The organism is Pseudomonas sp. Tav-5-1A, assembly GCF_055755055.1.
This window is the reverse complement of sequence record NZ_CM146901.1, coordinates 941,678-956,454: the sequence shown is the minus strand read 5'-3', so window position 1 is coordinate 956,454 and position 14,777 is coordinate 941,678. Positions and strand designations below refer to the sequence as shown.

Below are 14,777 nucleotides of genomic sequence, written 5' to 3'. Positions count from 1 at the left end.
CCACCCAGCGCGAGGTAACGCGTTGCGGGTGTTGCGGGTCGGCGCGGGTGTGCGCCTCATGATCTGCTGGGAAGGTCTGCTTCTGGCAGTCCCTCTACAGCGGACTTCCGATTGTTGTGATTCGCGAGGCGCAAGTCAAGCTATCTGTTGCAATTTAATGCGTGCCAATTTTTTCACCAGATGCAGAAAACATTTGCTCAGAAGCGTCTCAGGTAGTTTCATGATTGCGTTAATGGTCAAGGAATTAGCATGCGAGCGATCCTCATCCCTGCAATTGCGCTGCTGTTGGCAAGCCCGTTCGGCCACGCCGCGCAGATCTACAAATGGGTCGACAGCCAGGGCGTCACCCACTTCGACGCCCAGCCGCCCGCGGGCCAGAACAGTACCGAGGTGGACACCGCCAAGCCGGTGGTGGCGCCGCCCCCTGCCCCGGTAAAAGCGCCGGATGCTGCCCAGGGCAAAGCCGCCCAGCGCACCATCAACCAGCAGGTGCAGCAGCAGGTGGTGGACCAGGAAGAGCAGATAGCGAAGTTTTGCGACACCAGCCGCAACAATTTGGCGCAGCTGCAGAACAACCCGCGGGTGCGCCAGGAAATGGGCGGCGAGTTGCGCAAGCTGACGGAGGAAGAGCGCCAGGCGAAGATTGCGCTGACGCAGAAGCAGATCGAGGAAAACTGCCAATAACCCGTAGCAGCGGCCACAGGCCGCGTCAGGGCACACCAAGGTGCCCAAGACGCGGCCTGCGGCCGCTGCTACGGGGTCAGCTGTGCTGGGTGATCAGTTCGTCGAACTGGTGCAGCAGCACGCGGATGCCGCGGCTTTTTTCGGCCTGGTCGGCGTAGACCATCTCGGCCATGGCCAGGATGCCCGAGGCGTTGGGCAGCGGCAGGTCGTGCTCGAGGATCTGCTTCATGCGCGGCAGGAAGATCCACTGCAGCCACTGGGAAAAGTCCAGCGTATCGACGCTGAACGGCTCCTGGCTGGCCAGCTGCTCGGCGCTGGGTTCAGCCTCGCTCCACCAGCCCTGCACCCGCAGTTCGCGTTCGATCAGCAGCAGATGGTCGGCGATCTGCGGAAAACGTGCGTCCATCATCAACCTCCGGAAGCTTTCTGTCGGGCCTGGGCGGCGCCGGCGCTGTCACCCTGCTTCTCGCGAGCCTGGGCAATGGTGTTCCACAGGCTGGCCTGCAGGTCGGGGCGGCCATTGGCGTAGGTCAAGGCGCGGCGGGCCAGCTGCTCGGCCTGGGGCGCGTCACCCTGGGACAGGCGTACTTGGGCCAGGCGGTACAGCACCTGCGGCTCGCGCGGGGCAATGCGCTGGGCACGCTCCAGGCTCGACGAGGCGCCGTTGAGGTCGCCGCCGCCCTGTTGCTGCTGGGCGGTGGTCAGCAGCGCCAGCACCGGGCCATCAAGCTGCTCGTCGGCAGACAGGCCGCCACTGCTGCGGGTGTTGCTGGGGATACCAGTAGGCGCGTTGCTGGTCGACGGCATGCTGTAGTTGCTGGTGACCGGCGCGCTGTTATACGGCTGCTGCGCCGCGGCTGGCGGCGGCGTGTAGGCGCCCGGGGTGATCGGCCCGGTGCTGATCGGCGCGCTTTGCGGCGCGGCGAAGGTCATGGGCGCGGAGCTGCCCTGGGGCATTACCACCACGCCGGAATCTTCCGACACCGCCTGCGGCGCCTGGCGCTGCACCGCGGCATAGCCACGGTTGGCCGACACGCGCTCGCTGTTGGACACGGCGGTGCCGGAGTCCACCACCGGAATCGACCCTTGGGGCACGCTGGCGCAACCGTTGAGCAGCGCCAGTGCCGTTACAGCAGGAAACCACCACTTGTTCACTTCGATTCCTCTTTGCCTGGCAACGTCAATTTAGTTCAACCAGCCCTTGACCCAATCCATCACGGAATCGGCCGGGGCCTGGCTGCCACAGGCAGGGCCTGCAGCGGGTTCGCTACCACGAATATACGGCATCTGCACCGCACCCGGGCAGTTGGCGTCGGAGCCCTGGCCGGTGTGCGGGTCGATCCAGGCCTGCACCACGTTGTCCGGCATCGGCGTGTCCAGCGGCAGCGGGTCAGCCTTCTTCATGAAGCTGGTCCACACCTGCAGGGCGCCGGTGGCACCGGTGAACGGGGTCTTGCCGTTGTCGTCGCGGCCGATCCACACCACCGCCAGCACGTCCTGGCTGAAGCCGGCGAACCAGCTGTCACGCGAGTCGTTGCTGGTGCCGGTCTTGCCCGCCAGGTTCAGCGAACTTGGCAGCACGTTGTACACCGAACGGCCGGTACCTTCGCGCATCACGCGCTGCATGGCGTTCTGGATCAGGTAGATGGAGCCCGGGTCGAAACGCTGCTGCACCTGGAACGGGTAACGCTTGAGCGGCTGGCCGTCAGACGTCAGCACGCTGCGAATGCCGCGCATCGGCGTGTTGAAGCCACCATTGGCGATGGTCTGGTACATGGTGGCCACCTGGATCGGCGACATGCCACCGGCCCCCAGCAGCATCGACGGGTAGGTCGGCCAGTCCACGTCCACGCCCAGGCGCGAAATGGTCTTGAACACGTTGGGCACGCCCAGGTCCAGGCCCAGGCGCGCCGTGGACAGGTTCAACGAATGCGCCAGGCCCTGGTACAGGAAGATGGTGCCGTTGGAGTTGCCTTCGTAGTTCTTCGGCCGCCAGATCTGCCCATCGGCGCCCTTGACCTCGAACGGCTCATCCTTCACCCAACTGGTGAGGGTGTACTGGCTGGGCTTTTCCAGGGCGGTCAGGTAGATGGACGGCTTGACCAGCGAGCCGATCGGCCGCACCGCGTCCAGCGCGCGGTTGAAGCCAGCAAAGCCCGGCGCGCGACTGCCCACCAGGGCCTGCACTTCGCCGCTCTCGGGGTTGGTGACCACCATGGCGGCTTCCACGTCGTCCACGCCCTTGCGGTTGCCCAGGCGCTTGAAGGTGTCGGTCACCGAGGCCTCGGCCTTCTGCTGCAGGATCGGGTCGAAGCTGGTGAAGATGCGCAGGCCTTCCTCGGTCAAGTCTTCGTCGCGGTAGTCTTCACGCAACTGGCGCTTGACCAGGTCCAGGAAGCCGGGGAACGAGCTGTCCGCCAGGCTGCCCTGCTTGCTCACGCCCAACGGCATCTTCTTCGCCGCGTCCACCTGCGCCTGGGTCGCCACGCCCTGCTGGGCCAGCAGGTCCAGCACCAGGTTGCGGCGCTCCAGCGCGCGGTCCGGGTAACGGCGCGGGTTGTAGTAGGACGGCCCCTTGACCATGCCCACCAGCAACGCCACCTGGTGCAGCTTGAGCTCCGACAGCGGCTGGCTGAAGAAGAACTGGCTGGCCAGGCCGAAGCCGTGTACCGCACGCTGGCCGTCCTGGCCGATGAACACCTCATTGAGGTACGCCTCGAGGATCTCCTGCTTGCTGTAGTGGATCTCCAGCAGCACCGCCATCATCGCTTCGGTGAGCTTGCGGCTCAGGCTGCGTTCGTTGGTGAGGTAGAAGTTCTTCACCAGCTGCTGGGTCAGAGTACTGCCGCCCTGGCGCATCTGCCCGGCGGAGGTGTTGACCCAGATGGCGCGGGCGATGGACTTGGGCGACACACCGAAGTGGTGATAGAAGTCGCGGTCTTCCACGGTCACCAGGGTGTCGAGCAGGTACGGCGGCACCTGGTCGAGCTTGATCAGGATGCGATCTTCGAGGTTCTTGGGGTACAGGCCGCCGATCAGCAGCGGTTCCAGGCGTACCACCGGCAGCTTGGGGTTGGTGCTGCTGCTCAGCTCGGCCACGTAGTCGCCGTTGAAGCGCACCTGCACCGGCTGGGCCTTCTCCAGGCCTTCATAGAACTGGAAGCCGCGGGTGTTGAGGTTCACCGTGGTGCCCTTGACCACGGCGGTGCCCGGTCCGTCCAGCACGGTGGTGCGACGGTAGCCCAGGGCATCGAGCTCGGTGAGGAAGTCGGCCTCGGCCAGTTTCTGCCCGACGAACAGCTCCAGCGGCCGGGCGTAGACCTTGGCCGGGATGGTCCAGCGCTTGCCGGAGAATTTCTCCTGCACGATGGCATCCAGGTAGACAGCAAAGCCTATCAGGATGACCAGGCCTACCAGGCCCAGCTTCAGAGTCCAGCCGAGCCAGGCCGGAAGGCCGCGCTTGACAGGTTTTTTAGGGGTGCGGGGGGATCGGGATCGAGTCATGGCGGCGGATTATACGCACTTTATCCCGGCTGGGCAGGCGTCCCCGGTGAACGACGACCAGCGTCCATGAAAGGTTTGCACAGCCCCCGGCACCGGCCATAATGCCCGCCTCGAATTCTTTGACAGTTGAAGGACCGCCCGTGAGCCAAGCCCTTATCGCCGCCCTGCAGAACCCGGCCCTTTACCCCCATCCGGTCGAGGCCTTCCAGGTCATCGAGACGCACATCTCCTGGGTGGTGCTGACCGGTCCCTACGTCTATAAGGTCAAGAAGCCGATGAACTTCGGTTTCCTCGACTTCTCCACCCTGGCCTCGCGCGAGCACTTCTGCCAGGAAGAGCTGCGCCTGAACCAGCGCCTGACCGACGGCCTGTACCTGCAGGTGCTGCCAATCACCGGCAGCGCCGAAGCCCCAGTGCTGGGCGGCGAAGGCCCGGCCATCGAGTACGCCCTGCAGATGCGTCAGTTCCCGCAAAGCGACCTGCTCAGCACCCTGCAGGCCAACGGCGAGCTGACCACCGCGCACATCGACTCCATGGCCAGCCAGATCGCTGACTTCCACCAGGCCGCCCCGGTGGTGCCCGCCGCGCACGAGGCCGGCACCCCTGCCGCGGTGATGGCCCCGGTGGAGCAGAACTTCGAGCAGATCCGCCCGTTCCTGAAGGACGCCGCCGACCTGCAGCAACTGGAAGCCCTGCAAGCCTGGGCCCAGGCCAGCTTCGCGCGCCTGCAGCCGCTGCTGCTGGAACGCAAGGCCGAAGGCTTCATCCGCGAATGCCACGGTGACATCCACCTGGGCAACGCCACCCTGATCGACGGCAAGGTGGTGATCTTCGACTGCATCGAGTTCAACGAACCGTTCCGCTTCACCGACGTCTACGCCGACATCGGCTTCCTGGCCATGGACCTGGAAGACCGTGGCCTGAAGTGCCTGGCCCGGCGTTTCATCAGCCAGTACCTGGAGCTGACCGGCGACTACCGTGGCCTGGAACTGCTGAACTTCTACAAGGCCTACCGCGCCCTGGTGCGCGCCAAGGTCGCACTGTTCGGCCTGACCCCGGAATCGGACGCGGTGCAACGCGCCACCACCTTCAAGCAATACCGCAAGTACGCCAACCTGGCGGAAAGCTACAGCGCCATCCCGTCGCGCTTCCTGGCCATCACCAGCGGCGTCTCCGCCGTGGGCAAGAGCCACGTGGCCATGCGCATGGTCGAAGCGCTGGGCGCCATCCGCCTGCGGTCGGACGTGGAGCGCAAGCGCCTGTTCGGCGAGCAGCAGGGCGACAACCAGCTGCAGACCGGCATCTATAGTGAAGACGCCAGCGTGGCCACCTACCAGCGCCTGCACAGCCTGGCCGACAGCATCCTGCGCGCCGGCTTCCCGGCCGTGATCGACGCCACCTACCTCAAGCAGGCCCAGCGCCAGCTGGCGGCCCAGGTCGCCGAGACCACCGGCGTGCCGTTCCTGATCCTCGACTGCAACGCCCCGATGCCGGTGATCGAAGCGTGGCTGGCCCAGCGCCAGGCCGAGCAGAACGACCCGTCGGACGCCACCCTGCAGGTGCTGCACGCCCAGCAGGCCAGCCGCGAGCCGCTGACCGCCGAGGAACTGGTGCTGAGCAAGCGCGTGGAAACCAACGAGGGCGACAGCCTGGACAAGCTGGTCGAACAGATTCGCCAGCGTTTGCCGGGGCTGTAATTGCGCCGTCGCCGTGACGCGGCCTTCGGCCGCTGCTACAGGGGTCTGTAGCAGTGGCCGAAGGCCGCGTCCGGCGCCACGTTATTTTCTCCAGCCGTGAAGCAGTCGACACTCACGACTCAAGAATAGTGGCATTATAATGGCGTCAATAATTCCAACAGGAAGACGCCATGGGCCAGCCCAAGCAGCTCGACTCGCACCTCTATGCCCTCGTGCACCACGAAAACGTTCGCGGCTTCAATGAACAGCGCCCCGCCGACCGGGTGGACTTCCGTGGCGGCGACTTCCGCGGCCTCGACCTGCGCGAGCTCGACACCCACGACATCGACTTCACCGACGCCTACTTCCGCACCGCCGACCTGCGCGGCCTGGACCTGCGCGACACCTGCATGGAAGGCGCCAGCCTGGCCCACGCGCAAATCTCCGGGGCCTACTTCCCGGCGGAACTGTCGGCCGACGAGATCCTGATGTCGGTGAATTTCGGCACTCGCCTGCGTTACCGCACCCGCTGACCGCCCATCCGGCGCAGGACGCGCCCCTGCCCCTGCGCTTGCAAGCCGCTGATATCCGCGGAAAAGCGGCGCCTGAGCGCATTTCCAAAGTGCCGCTACACTCCCTTGGCAGAGCGGCCAGCAAATGCGCCTCGATCAAGTTCAGCCGTCGCAAGGAGGCTTGATGAACGATGAACTTCAACATTTGAAAAACCTGGGCAAGACCTCGGCGCAGTGGCTGCACGCCGTAGGCATCCACAGCGCCTCGGACCTGCGTCGCCTGGGGGCGGTGGACGCATACCGGGCGGTCAAGACCCGCGGCTTCCGCGCCTCGAAAGTGCTGCTGTACGCCATCGAGGGCGCACTGCTGGACGTGCACTGGAACGACCTGCCCGCCGAACGCAAAGAGGCTTTGAATCAGGAACTCGACGCGCTATCGTCTCGTCGCAAGAACTGACCGCGGCCGCGCGTCAGGCTCGCCAGTCAAGGAAAGCGCGCATGTATCTATTTGGAGAGCAGCCGGCATACGCCGATGCGTGGGTAAACCGCCTGCAAGGCATCGCCGCGCGACTGCTGCTGGGGGTGGCGCCGCAAGGCCCGGCGCTGGAGCTGGAACCCGGAGCCGACCTGGCCCCCTTGATGGACGACAGCCAGCTGTACCTGATCGACAGCGGCCTGCTGCAAGCGCGCATCAACCAGCGCCCGCTGTTCTACCTGCAGGACGGTGACCTGCTGGGCCTATACCAGAACCGCGACGACCTGGCCTATGAGTACAGCACCGAAGGCACCTTGCGCCTGGTGCCCTACCTGCGCAGCGAAGTGCTGGCGCACATCAACGCCACGCCCGAGACCCAGGAACTGCTGATCGAGTACCTGACCGGCCAGACCACCCTGCTGTGCGACGCCATCACCCGTCTCAAGCAACCCGAGTACCGCGCCAGCAACGGCTTCAAGCACGTGCCCGCCGGCGAGGTGCTGATCAACCAGGGCGACGAGGCCGACCACGTCTTCGTTATCATCGACGGCCACGCCGAGGCCTATGTGGACGGCCACAAGGTGGGCGACGTGCCCAAGGACGAGATCTTCGGTGCCATGGCCATCTTCACCCACGAGAAACGCAGCGCCACGGTGATCGCCGCCGTGCCCAGCACGCTGATGATCATTCCCAAGGACCAGTTCCTCAACCTCACCCAGACCAACCCGCGCATCGCCCACAGCCTGATCGAAAGCATGGCGCGGCGCATCGAGGCCTTGAACCGGCAGGTGACGCGGCTGATCGACAGCCCGTGAAAAATTGTTCGCAGGGCCTGTTGACTTCTAAATGAGAATTGTTATGATTATCACATCTGGTCGCGAGGCCAGTGATGATTTGAAAGACCTTGGTTCGGACTCTCAGATTATCTCCTCATCAGGCTAATCACGGTTATTTGACCCGGCTTTTTGCCGGGTCTTTTTTTGCCTGGGATTTGTGCTGTGGGAGCTGGCTTGCCAGCGAGCTTTTAAGGCCCCAACAGCTCGCTGGCAAGCCAGCTCCCACAAAAGCCAGCCCGCCAATCACCGCGCAATGATCAACGGATGCCCCCGCTCCGGGTGCTCCTGCACCAACACCTCCAACCCGAACACTGCCTTCAGCGCCCCAGGCTGCAACACCTGCCGTGGCGTGCCCAGCGCATGGGCCCGCCCCTGTTGCAGCAACAGAATGCGGTCGCAGTACCGCGCCGCCAGGTTCAGGTCATGGAGGATCACCAACACCGCCGCGCCGCGGTCGGCAAACGCGCGCACCGCCTGCAAAGTGGTGTGCTGGTGCAGCGGGTCCAGCGCCGAGGTGGGTTCGTCCAACAGCAGGGTGGTGCCCGGCTCGCCCGGCCACAGCTGCGCCAGCACCCGCGCCAGGTGCACGCGCTGGCGCTCGCCGCCGGACAGCGCCAGGTAGCTGCGCCCGCGCAAGTGCTCGGCATCGGCGGCGTGCAGGGCAGCGGCAATGATCTCGCTGTCGCGGGCCAGGCCGCTGTCGTGGGGCAGCCGGCCCATGCCCACCACCTCCTCCACCCGGAAGGCGAAGCCCAGGGTCGAGACCTGCGGCAGCACCGCCAGGCGCCGGGCCCGTTCGGGGCCATGCCAATCGGCCAGCAAGCGCCCGTCCAGCCATACGTCGCCCTGGCTGGGCGCCAGTTCACCGCACAGGGCGCCCAGCAAGGTGCTCTTGCCGGCGCCATTGGGGCCCAGCACGCCCAGCACCTCGCCGGGCTGCAGTTGCAGGTTGATGTCGTCGATCACCGCCTGCTGGCCGCGTCGAACTTGCAGGTTGGCCACACGTAACATCAGGGACGCCCCCGCACCAGCAGATAAAGGAAAAACGGCGCGCCGAGGAACGCCGTGACAATGCCGATGGGCAGCTCGGCCGGGGCCAGGGCCATGCGCGCGATCAGGTCGGCGAACAGCAGCAGGCTGGCGCCCGCCAGCAGCGACGCCGGCAGCAGCACCCGATGATCCGGCCCGGCCACCTGGCGCACCAGGTGCGGCACCACCAGGCCGATGAAGCCGATCAGCCCTGCCGCCGCCACGGCCGCGCCCACGCCCAGCGCGGTGCAGAACACCAGTTCACGCTTGAGGCGTTCCACCTCGATGCCCAGGTGCCGCGCCTCGGACTCGCCCAGCAGCAACGCGTTCAGCGCCCGTGCCCGGCGCGGCAGCCACAACGACACGCCGGCGGCGATCACCACCAGCGGCCACAACCGCTGGTAGCTGGCGCCATTGAGGCTGCCCAGGTTCCAGAACGTCAGGGTGCGCAGGGTGCTGTCATCGGCCAGGTAGGTGAACAACCCCACCGCCGAGCCGGCCAGCGCCGTCAGCGCCACGCCCGCCAGCAGCATCACCGCCACGCTGGTCTGGCCATCCTTGCGCCCCAGGCGGTACACCAGCGCGGTCACGCCCAGGCCGCCAAGGAAGGCGCAGATCGACAGCAGGTAAGGCTCCAGCATGGGCGGCAGGCCGCCGAACCAGCTGCCGCCGACAATCGCGATGGCTGCGCCCAGCGCAGCGCCGCTGGAGACGCCCACCAGCCCCGGGTCGGCCAGCGGGTTGCGAAACAGCCCCTGCATGGCCACGCCCGACAACGCCAGCACCGCGCCCACGGCCAGGCCCAGCAGGGTGCGCGGCAGGCGGATCTGGCCGACGATCATCTCGGCCTGCTCCAGGCCCTGGCCGTTCACCGGCAACCCCGCCAGGCGCAGGCCGGCCTTCAAGGTGTCGAGCAGCGGCAGGCTCACCGGGCCCAGGGCCAGGGACAGCCAGCAGGCCAGCAGGCACAACAGCCCGAGGGTGACGAACAGCGTGCGCGGCGCCAGCAATGGCCTCATCGGGCAGGCTTGGCGTCAGGGAAGAACGCCTGCGACAGGCCGTTCAGGCTCGCCGGCAGGCGCGGCCCCAGGCCCCCCACCAGCAGGGTCGGGTCGAGCACCACGATGCGCTTGTCCTTCACCGCGCGGGTGTTGGCCAGCGCCGGGTTGTCCTTGAGCATGGCGGCGATGGCGGCGTCACCGCTAAGGCTGCGGTCGGCGAACACGATCACCTGCGGGTCGAGCGCGGCCAGCACTTCGGTGGAGAAATTCTTGTAGCCCGGCTGCGTGGCCAGGTTGCGCCCGCCGGCCTGGCTGATCAGCCAGTCAGCCACGGTACCGGGGCCACCCACCAGCGGCTTGGCGCCCATGTGGCCCAGCAGCAGAATCACCCCGGGCGCAGGCTGTCCGGCTTCGGCGGCTTTCACCCAGGCCTGGTGGTCCTGCAACTGCTGGCGGTAGTCGTCGAACAGCTTGCCGGCGTGGGCCTCATCGCCCAGCAGCCGGCCCAGGTGCAGCAGGTTGGCCTGCAAGGTCGGCAGCTCGGGCTTGCTGTCGAACATCTCCACGCCCAGGCCAGCCTGGCGAATCTGTTGCAGCACCGGCGGCGGGCCCATTTCCTCGGTGCCGATGAGGATGTCCGGGCGCGGGGTCAGGCTGAGAATGCCCTCGGCCGACAGCGCGCGCTGGTAGCCGATGCTTTTCAACGCCTTGACGCTCTCGGGGTGTTGGCTGGTGGTGTCCACCCCGACCAGCTTGCTCTCGCCGCCCATGGCCACCACCCACTCGGTCAGCGCGCCACCGGCGCTGACCCAGTGCTGCGGCAGCGCTTCGGCGGCCATGGCCCAGGGGTGACACAGCATGGCGGTGGTAAAGCCAACGACCTTGGCGCTCAGGCGCATCGGGTGTTCCTCTATTCAATGATGGGCAGTGGTTGCAGCGCCCGGCGTTTTCTCGTTGAATGCCCGCCCAAACGGCAACCTATCAATTCATTTGATAATTATTTGCATTTAGGCGTCAAGTCGCCCCTTGTATCATCAAGTAAAACAAAAGAGGTCAGCATGCAGTGGCTGTGTGAAAGCACCGCTTTGAGCGAAGCACAAAGTCGTGGTTTCGAGTGTGAAGGCATCAAGCTTTTCATCGTGCGCCGCGAAGGCCGGGTGTACGCCTACCGCAACCGCTGCCCGCACCGGGGCACCGCGCTGCAGTGGGAAACCGACGTGTTCCTGGACGACAGCGCCACCATGATCCGCTGCGCCAGCCATGGCGCGTTGTTTCTGATGGACTCGGGCGAGTGCGTGGCGGGCCCGTGCGAGGGCAAGGAGCTGGAGAACTTCGATTGCCGCGAAGACGACAAAGGCATCTGGGTAGACCTCTGATTCCGGCCCCGCGACCATCTGCGTAGCCGCTGCCGCAGGCTGCGCTGGCCCTCCCCTCCACTGTGAATCTCCAGTGTAATCTGGGGCCAGCGCAGCCTTCGGCAGCGGCTACGAGTCGGCGGCGTGAATCAAATCTGGACGTTCAAGCGGCGGTTCACATACACACGCTCGCTATCCAGGTGCACCCCATACGCCAGCACCTCCACGCCATCCGCCACCGCCGCCTGCAACGCCTCGGCATAGCCGGCGTCAATCTCGCCAGCCGGGCGCACGGCGTCGATGCCGGTCAGGTTTACGCAATACAACTGCACCGCGCGCACGCCGTTGCGCGCCAGCGTCGCCAGCTCGCGCAGGTGCTTGGCGCCGCGTTGGGTCACGGCGTCCGGGAAGGCTGCCACCGTGGTGCCGTCGTGGCCCAGGGTCACGCTTTTTACTTCCACGTAGGCCGGGCCTTGCGGGTACTGCAGGCAGAAATCCACGCGGCTGCCCTCCTCGCCATAGGCCACTTCGCGTTTCAGCGCAGTAAACCCGTTCAGCTCGGTGATCACCCCGGCCAGCAACGCCTCCTCCACCAGCCGGTTGGCACGCGCGGTGTTCACGCAGGCCAGGCGGCCTTGGGGCGTCTCGCTGATTTCCCAGGTGCCCGGCAGCTTGCGCTTGGGGTCGTTGGAGCGGCTGAACCACACCTGCCCGCCCTCGACCATGCAGTTGAACATCGAGCCGGTGTTGGGGCAGTGAATGGTCAGCTCTTCGCCGTCCAGGGTGCGGATGTCGGCAAGGAAACGCTTGTAGCGGCGCAGCAGGCGACCTTCTTCCAGGGGAGGATTGAATTCCATCAGCCTTGCCAGCTCCGCAGGCCACGCGCGATGCGCTCCACGGCCTGCTGCAGGCGCGGCAGGCTCTGGGTGTAGGCGAAGCGCACGTGGTGGCTGGCCTGATGACGGCCGAAGTCCAGGCCGGGGGTGAACGCCACGTGCTCGGTTTCGAGGAAATGCTGGCAGAACGCGAAGGCATCGCCGCCGAACCGGCTGATATCGGCGTACAGGTAGAACGCCCCTTCCGGCTCCACGGCAATGCCGAAGCCCAGTTCGCGCAGGGCCGGCAGCAGGAAGTCGCGGCGGCGGCCGAATTCGGCCCGGCGCTCTTCCAGAATGGCCAGGGTCTGTGGCTGGAAGCAGGCCAGCGCGGCGTGCTGGGCCATGCTGGGGGCGCTGATGTAGAGGTTCTGCGCCAGCTTCTCGAGCTCCGGCACCGCTTCCGGCGGCGCCACCAGCCAACCCAGGCGCCAGCCGGTCATGCCGAAATATTTGGAAAAACTATTAAGGACAAAGGCGTCGTCGTCCACTTCCAGCACGCTGGCGGCGTCGGTGCCGTAGGTGAGGCCGTGGTAGATCTCGTCCACCACCAGGTGGCCGTTGCGCGCCTTGATGGCCTGGGCCAACTGCGCCAGCTCGTCACGGCTGAGCAGCGTGCCGGTAGGGTTGGCGGGCGATGCCACCAGGGCGCCGACGCTGTCCTTGTCCCAGTGGCGCGCCACCAGGTCGGCGGTGAGCTGGTAGCGCACCTCGGGGCCCACCGGCACCAGCTGCGCCGCGCCTTCCACCAGGCGCAGGAAATGCCGGTTGCAGGGGTAGCCAGGGTCGGCCAGCAGCCAGTGCTTGCCCGGGTCCACCAGCAGGCTGCTGGCCAGCAGCAGCGCGCCGGAGCCGCCGGGGGTGATGAGGATGCGCTGCGGGTCGATGTTCACGCCATAGCGCTGGTCGTAGAAGCCGGCAATGGCCTCGCGCAGCGCCGGCAGGCCACGGGCCGCGGTGTAGCGGGTCTGGCCGTTGGCCAGGGCCGCCTGGCCGGCCTGGATGATCGGTTCGGCGGTGGTGAAGTCCGGCTCGCCGATTTCCAGGTGGATGACGTCATGGCCGGCGGCCTGCAGTTCGTTGGCCCGCGCCAGCAGCGCCATCACGTGAAAGGGTTCTATGGCGCGGCTGCGCGCACTGTAGGGCTGGGCCATTGACCTTCCTTAAAAGGGTGTAAAATAACGATTCTACCGGACACGGCAGCCGAACGTGTCGCGAAACGGCCGGTCCATATGCTTTGACGCCATCTGCGACAGGCTCGACAACCGGGAGTGGCGCCGTCTGGATTGATCTGCTAAGTTCGCCGGCTTGCAGTCGCAGGGCCGGCGGGTGTCGGAGATGGAGCATCCTGCGCAATGGATTAGAAGAGCGAGAGGCGGTCAACCAATGTCCACCAATGAAAAGCAAGCATCTACCCAAACACTGGAATCGGGCTTTGAGCCTTACGTAGTAGCTCCCGGTGAGGAGTACATGGGCAAGCCCATGCGCGCACACTTCACCAATATCCTGCAAAAATGGAAGATGGAGCTGATGGTCGGCGTCGACAAGACCGTGGACCACATGAAGGACGAAGCAGCCAACTTCCCCGACCCTGCTGACCGTGCCAGCCAGGAAGAGGAATTCGCCCTCGAGCTGCGTGCCCGCGACCGCGAGCGCAAGCTGATCAAGAAAATCGACAAGACCCTGCAGCTGATCACCGACGAAGAATACGGCTGGTGCGAATCGTGCGGCGTCGAGATTGGCGTCCGCCGCCTGGAAGCCCGCCCTACCGCCGACCTGTGCGTCGACTGCAAGACCCTGGCAGAGATCAAGGAAAAACAGGTCGGCAAATGACCTGTTGAAGCCGGGGCGCGCCACGCGCCCCGGACCTGTCCCGCCCCTTCTCCGAAATTTCCAGTACCCTGTTCCCCATGAACACGCCTGCCTACATTGGCCGCTTCGCGCCAACGCCCAGTGGTTTCCTGCATTTCGGCTCGCTGGTGGCCGCCCTTGCTTCCTACCTTGACGCCCGTGCCGTGGGTGGCCACTGGCTGCTGCGCATGGAAGACCTGGACCCGCCCCGGGAGATGCCCGGCGCCCAGGCTGCCATTCTCAAGGCCCTGGAGAACTACGGTTTCGAATGGGATGGCGAGGTGGTGTACCAGAGCCTGCGCCATGACGCCTATGCCCAGGTCATCGACCGCCTGTTCCAGCAGGGCCTGGCGTATGCCTGCACCTGCTCGCGCAAGCAGCTGGAGCCCTACAACGGTATCTACCCAGGCCTGTGTCGCAACCTGGGCCACGGCCAGGAAGATGCCGCCATCCGCATCCGCGTGCCGGAGCTGAACTACGCCTTCGTCGACCGCGTGCAGGGCCGCTTCGAGCAGCACCTGGGGCGCGACAGCGGCGACTTCGTGATTCGCCGCCGCGATGGCCTGTACGCCTACCAACTGGCGGTGGTGCTGGACGACGCCTGGCAGGGGGTGACGCACATCGTGCGCGGCGCCGACCTGCTGGACTCCACCCCGCGCCACCTGTACCTGCAGGAACTGCTGGGGCTGCCCCAGCCCAAGTACCTGCACGTGCCGCTGATTACCCAGCCCGATGGCCACAAGCTGGGCAAGAGCTACCGCTCGCCGCCGCTGGAAGCCGACCAGGCAGCGCCGCTGCTGGTGCGCGCGCTGCGGGCGCTGGGGCAGCCGGTGCCGCTGGAGCTGCGGGGTGCCATGCCTGGCGAGGTGCTGGCGTGGGGCATCGCCCACTGGAACGCCGAGCTTATCCCGCGTGCCTTGAGCCTGCCCGAGGCGCAGTTGCCGGCCTGACGCGCCACATTGCCGTTGGACGCAGAACC

16 protein-coding genes are annotated in these 14,777 nt (G+C 66.1%); 8 read left to right on the top strand and 8 right to left on the bottom strand.

What is annotated here, in order from left to right:
- Positions 1-249 precede the first annotated feature (249 nt).
- The gene (locus AC0J42_RS04405; RefSeq protein WP_416422436.1) at positions 250-684 is read left to right on the top strand and encodes a DUF4124 domain-containing protein; all 435 of its coding nucleotides are present in this window, start codon (positions 250-252) and stop codon (positions 682-684) included.
- Positions 685-760: 76 nt separating this feature from the next.
- On the opposite strand, the gene AC0J42_RS04400 is transcribed toward AC0J42_RS04405, so the two are convergent.
- From AC0J42_RS04400 to mrcB, 3 genes are read right to left on the bottom strand one after another with little or no spacing between them, the layout of a single operon-like run.
- Positions 761-1,090: a YqcC family protein gene (locus AC0J42_RS04400; protein WP_416422435.1), complete on the bottom strand. Its 330-nt coding sequence runs from the start codon at positions 1,088-1,090 to the stop codon at positions 761-763.
- Between the two features lie 2 nt (positions 1,091-1,092).
- Positions 1,093-1,839, bottom strand: coding sequence for a tetratricopeptide repeat protein (locus AC0J42_RS04395; RefSeq protein ID WP_416422434.1), 747 nt, complete (start codon positions 1,837-1,839; stop codon positions 1,093-1,095).
- A 30-nt stretch (positions 1,840-1,869) separates the two neighbouring features.
- Entirely contained in the window at positions 1,870-4,188 is a 2,319-nt protein-coding gene (mrcB, locus tag AC0J42_RS04390) for a penicillin-binding protein 1B (RefSeq protein ID WP_416422433.1), read from the bottom strand.
- A gap of 140 nt (positions 4,189-4,328) precedes the next feature.
- On the opposite strand from mrcB, the gene AC0J42_RS04385 reads away from it, so the two are divergent.
- The 4 genes from AC0J42_RS04385 (at position 4,329) to AC0J42_RS04370 (ending at position 7,666) form a co-directional block, all read left to right on the top strand.
- The gene (locus AC0J42_RS04385; RefSeq protein WP_473005351.1) at positions 4,329-5,885 is read left to right on the top strand and encodes a bifunctional aminoglycoside phosphotransferase/ATP-binding protein; all 1,557 of its coding nucleotides are present in this window, start codon (positions 4,329-4,331) and stop codon (positions 5,883-5,885) included.
- 170 nt (positions 5,886-6,055) lie between these two features.
- Positions 6,056-6,397, top strand: coding sequence for a pentapeptide repeat-containing protein (locus tag AC0J42_RS04380; RefSeq protein ID WP_416422431.1), 342 nt, complete (start codon positions 6,056-6,058; stop codon positions 6,395-6,397).
- Between the two features lie 163 nt (positions 6,398-6,560).
- Positions 6,561-6,833, top strand: a complete 273-nt coding sequence (locus tag AC0J42_RS04375; RefSeq protein WP_416422430.1) for a TfoX/Sxy family protein — start codon at positions 6,561-6,563, stop codon at positions 6,831-6,833.
- Positions 6,834-6,874: 41 nt separating this feature from the next.
- On the top strand, positions 6,875-7,666 hold the full coding sequence (locus AC0J42_RS04370) for a Crp/Fnr family transcriptional regulator (protein WP_416422429.1): 792 nt from the start codon (positions 6,875-6,877) through the stop codon (positions 7,664-7,666).
- Positions 7,667-7,930: 264 nt separating this feature from the next.
- Here the strand turns inward: AC0J42_RS04370 and AC0J42_RS04365 are convergent, their stop codons facing one another.
- Genes AC0J42_RS04365 through AC0J42_RS04355 form a run of 3 tightly spaced genes read right to left on the bottom strand, consistent with a single transcriptional unit; the run spans position 7,931 to position 10,616 of the window.
- Entirely contained in the window at positions 7,931-8,698 is a 768-nt protein-coding gene (locus AC0J42_RS04365; protein ID WP_473005350.1) for a heme ABC transporter ATP-binding protein, read from the bottom strand.
- Complete coding sequence (locus AC0J42_RS04360; RefSeq protein ID WP_473006811.1) at positions 8,698-9,681, bottom strand: FecCD family ABC transporter permease; 984 nt, start codon at positions 9,679-9,681, stop codon at positions 8,698-8,700. The genes AC0J42_RS04365 and AC0J42_RS04360 overlap by 1 nt, the downstream gene beginning before the upstream one ends.
- A gap of 50 nt (positions 9,682-9,731) precedes the next feature.
- Positions 9,732-10,616 carry a heme/hemin ABC transporter substrate-binding protein gene (locus tag AC0J42_RS04355; RefSeq protein ID WP_473005349.1) on the bottom strand — a complete coding sequence of 295 codons (885 nt, stop codon included), beginning with the start codon at positions 10,614-10,616 and terminating at the stop codon, positions 9,732-9,734.
- A 159-nt stretch (positions 10,617-10,775) separates the two neighbouring features.
- On the opposite strand from AC0J42_RS04355, the gene AC0J42_RS04350 reads away from it, so the two are divergent.
- Positions 10,776-11,093: a Rieske (2Fe-2S) protein gene (locus AC0J42_RS04350; protein WP_473005348.1), complete on the top strand. Its 318-nt coding sequence runs from the start codon at positions 10,776-10,778 to the stop codon at positions 11,091-11,093.
- A gap of 128 nt (positions 11,094-11,221) precedes the next feature.
- On the opposite strand, the gene sfsA is transcribed toward AC0J42_RS04350, so the two are convergent.
- On the bottom strand, positions 11,222-11,929 hold the full coding sequence (gene sfsA, locus AC0J42_RS04345) for a DNA/RNA nuclease SfsA (RefSeq protein ID WP_473005347.1): 708 nt from the start codon (positions 11,927-11,929) through the stop codon (positions 11,222-11,224).
- On the bottom strand, positions 11,929-13,101 hold the full coding sequence (locus AC0J42_RS04340) for a pyridoxal phosphate-dependent aminotransferase (protein WP_416422424.1): 1,173 nt from the start codon (positions 13,099-13,101) through the stop codon (positions 11,929-11,931). Before AC0J42_RS04340 ends, sfsA begins: the two co-directional genes overlap by 1 nt.
- A 232-nt stretch (positions 13,102-13,333) precedes the next feature.
- Here AC0J42_RS04340 and dksA point away from each other — a divergent pair, with 232 nt between their 5' ends.
- Both dksA and gluQRS read left to right on the top strand, forming a co-directional pair.
- A complete protein-coding gene (dksA, locus tag AC0J42_RS04335; RefSeq protein ID WP_473005346.1) occupies positions 13,334-13,780 on the top strand; it encodes an RNA polymerase-binding protein DksA in 447 nt (148 codons plus the stop codon).
- A 77-nt stretch (positions 13,781-13,857) separates the two neighbouring features.
- A complete protein-coding gene (gene gluQRS, locus AC0J42_RS04330; RefSeq protein ID WP_473005345.1) occupies positions 13,858-14,748 on the top strand; it encodes a tRNA glutamyl-Q(34) synthetase GluQRS in 891 nt (296 codons plus the stop codon).
- Positions 14,749-14,777 lie beyond the last annotated feature (29 nt).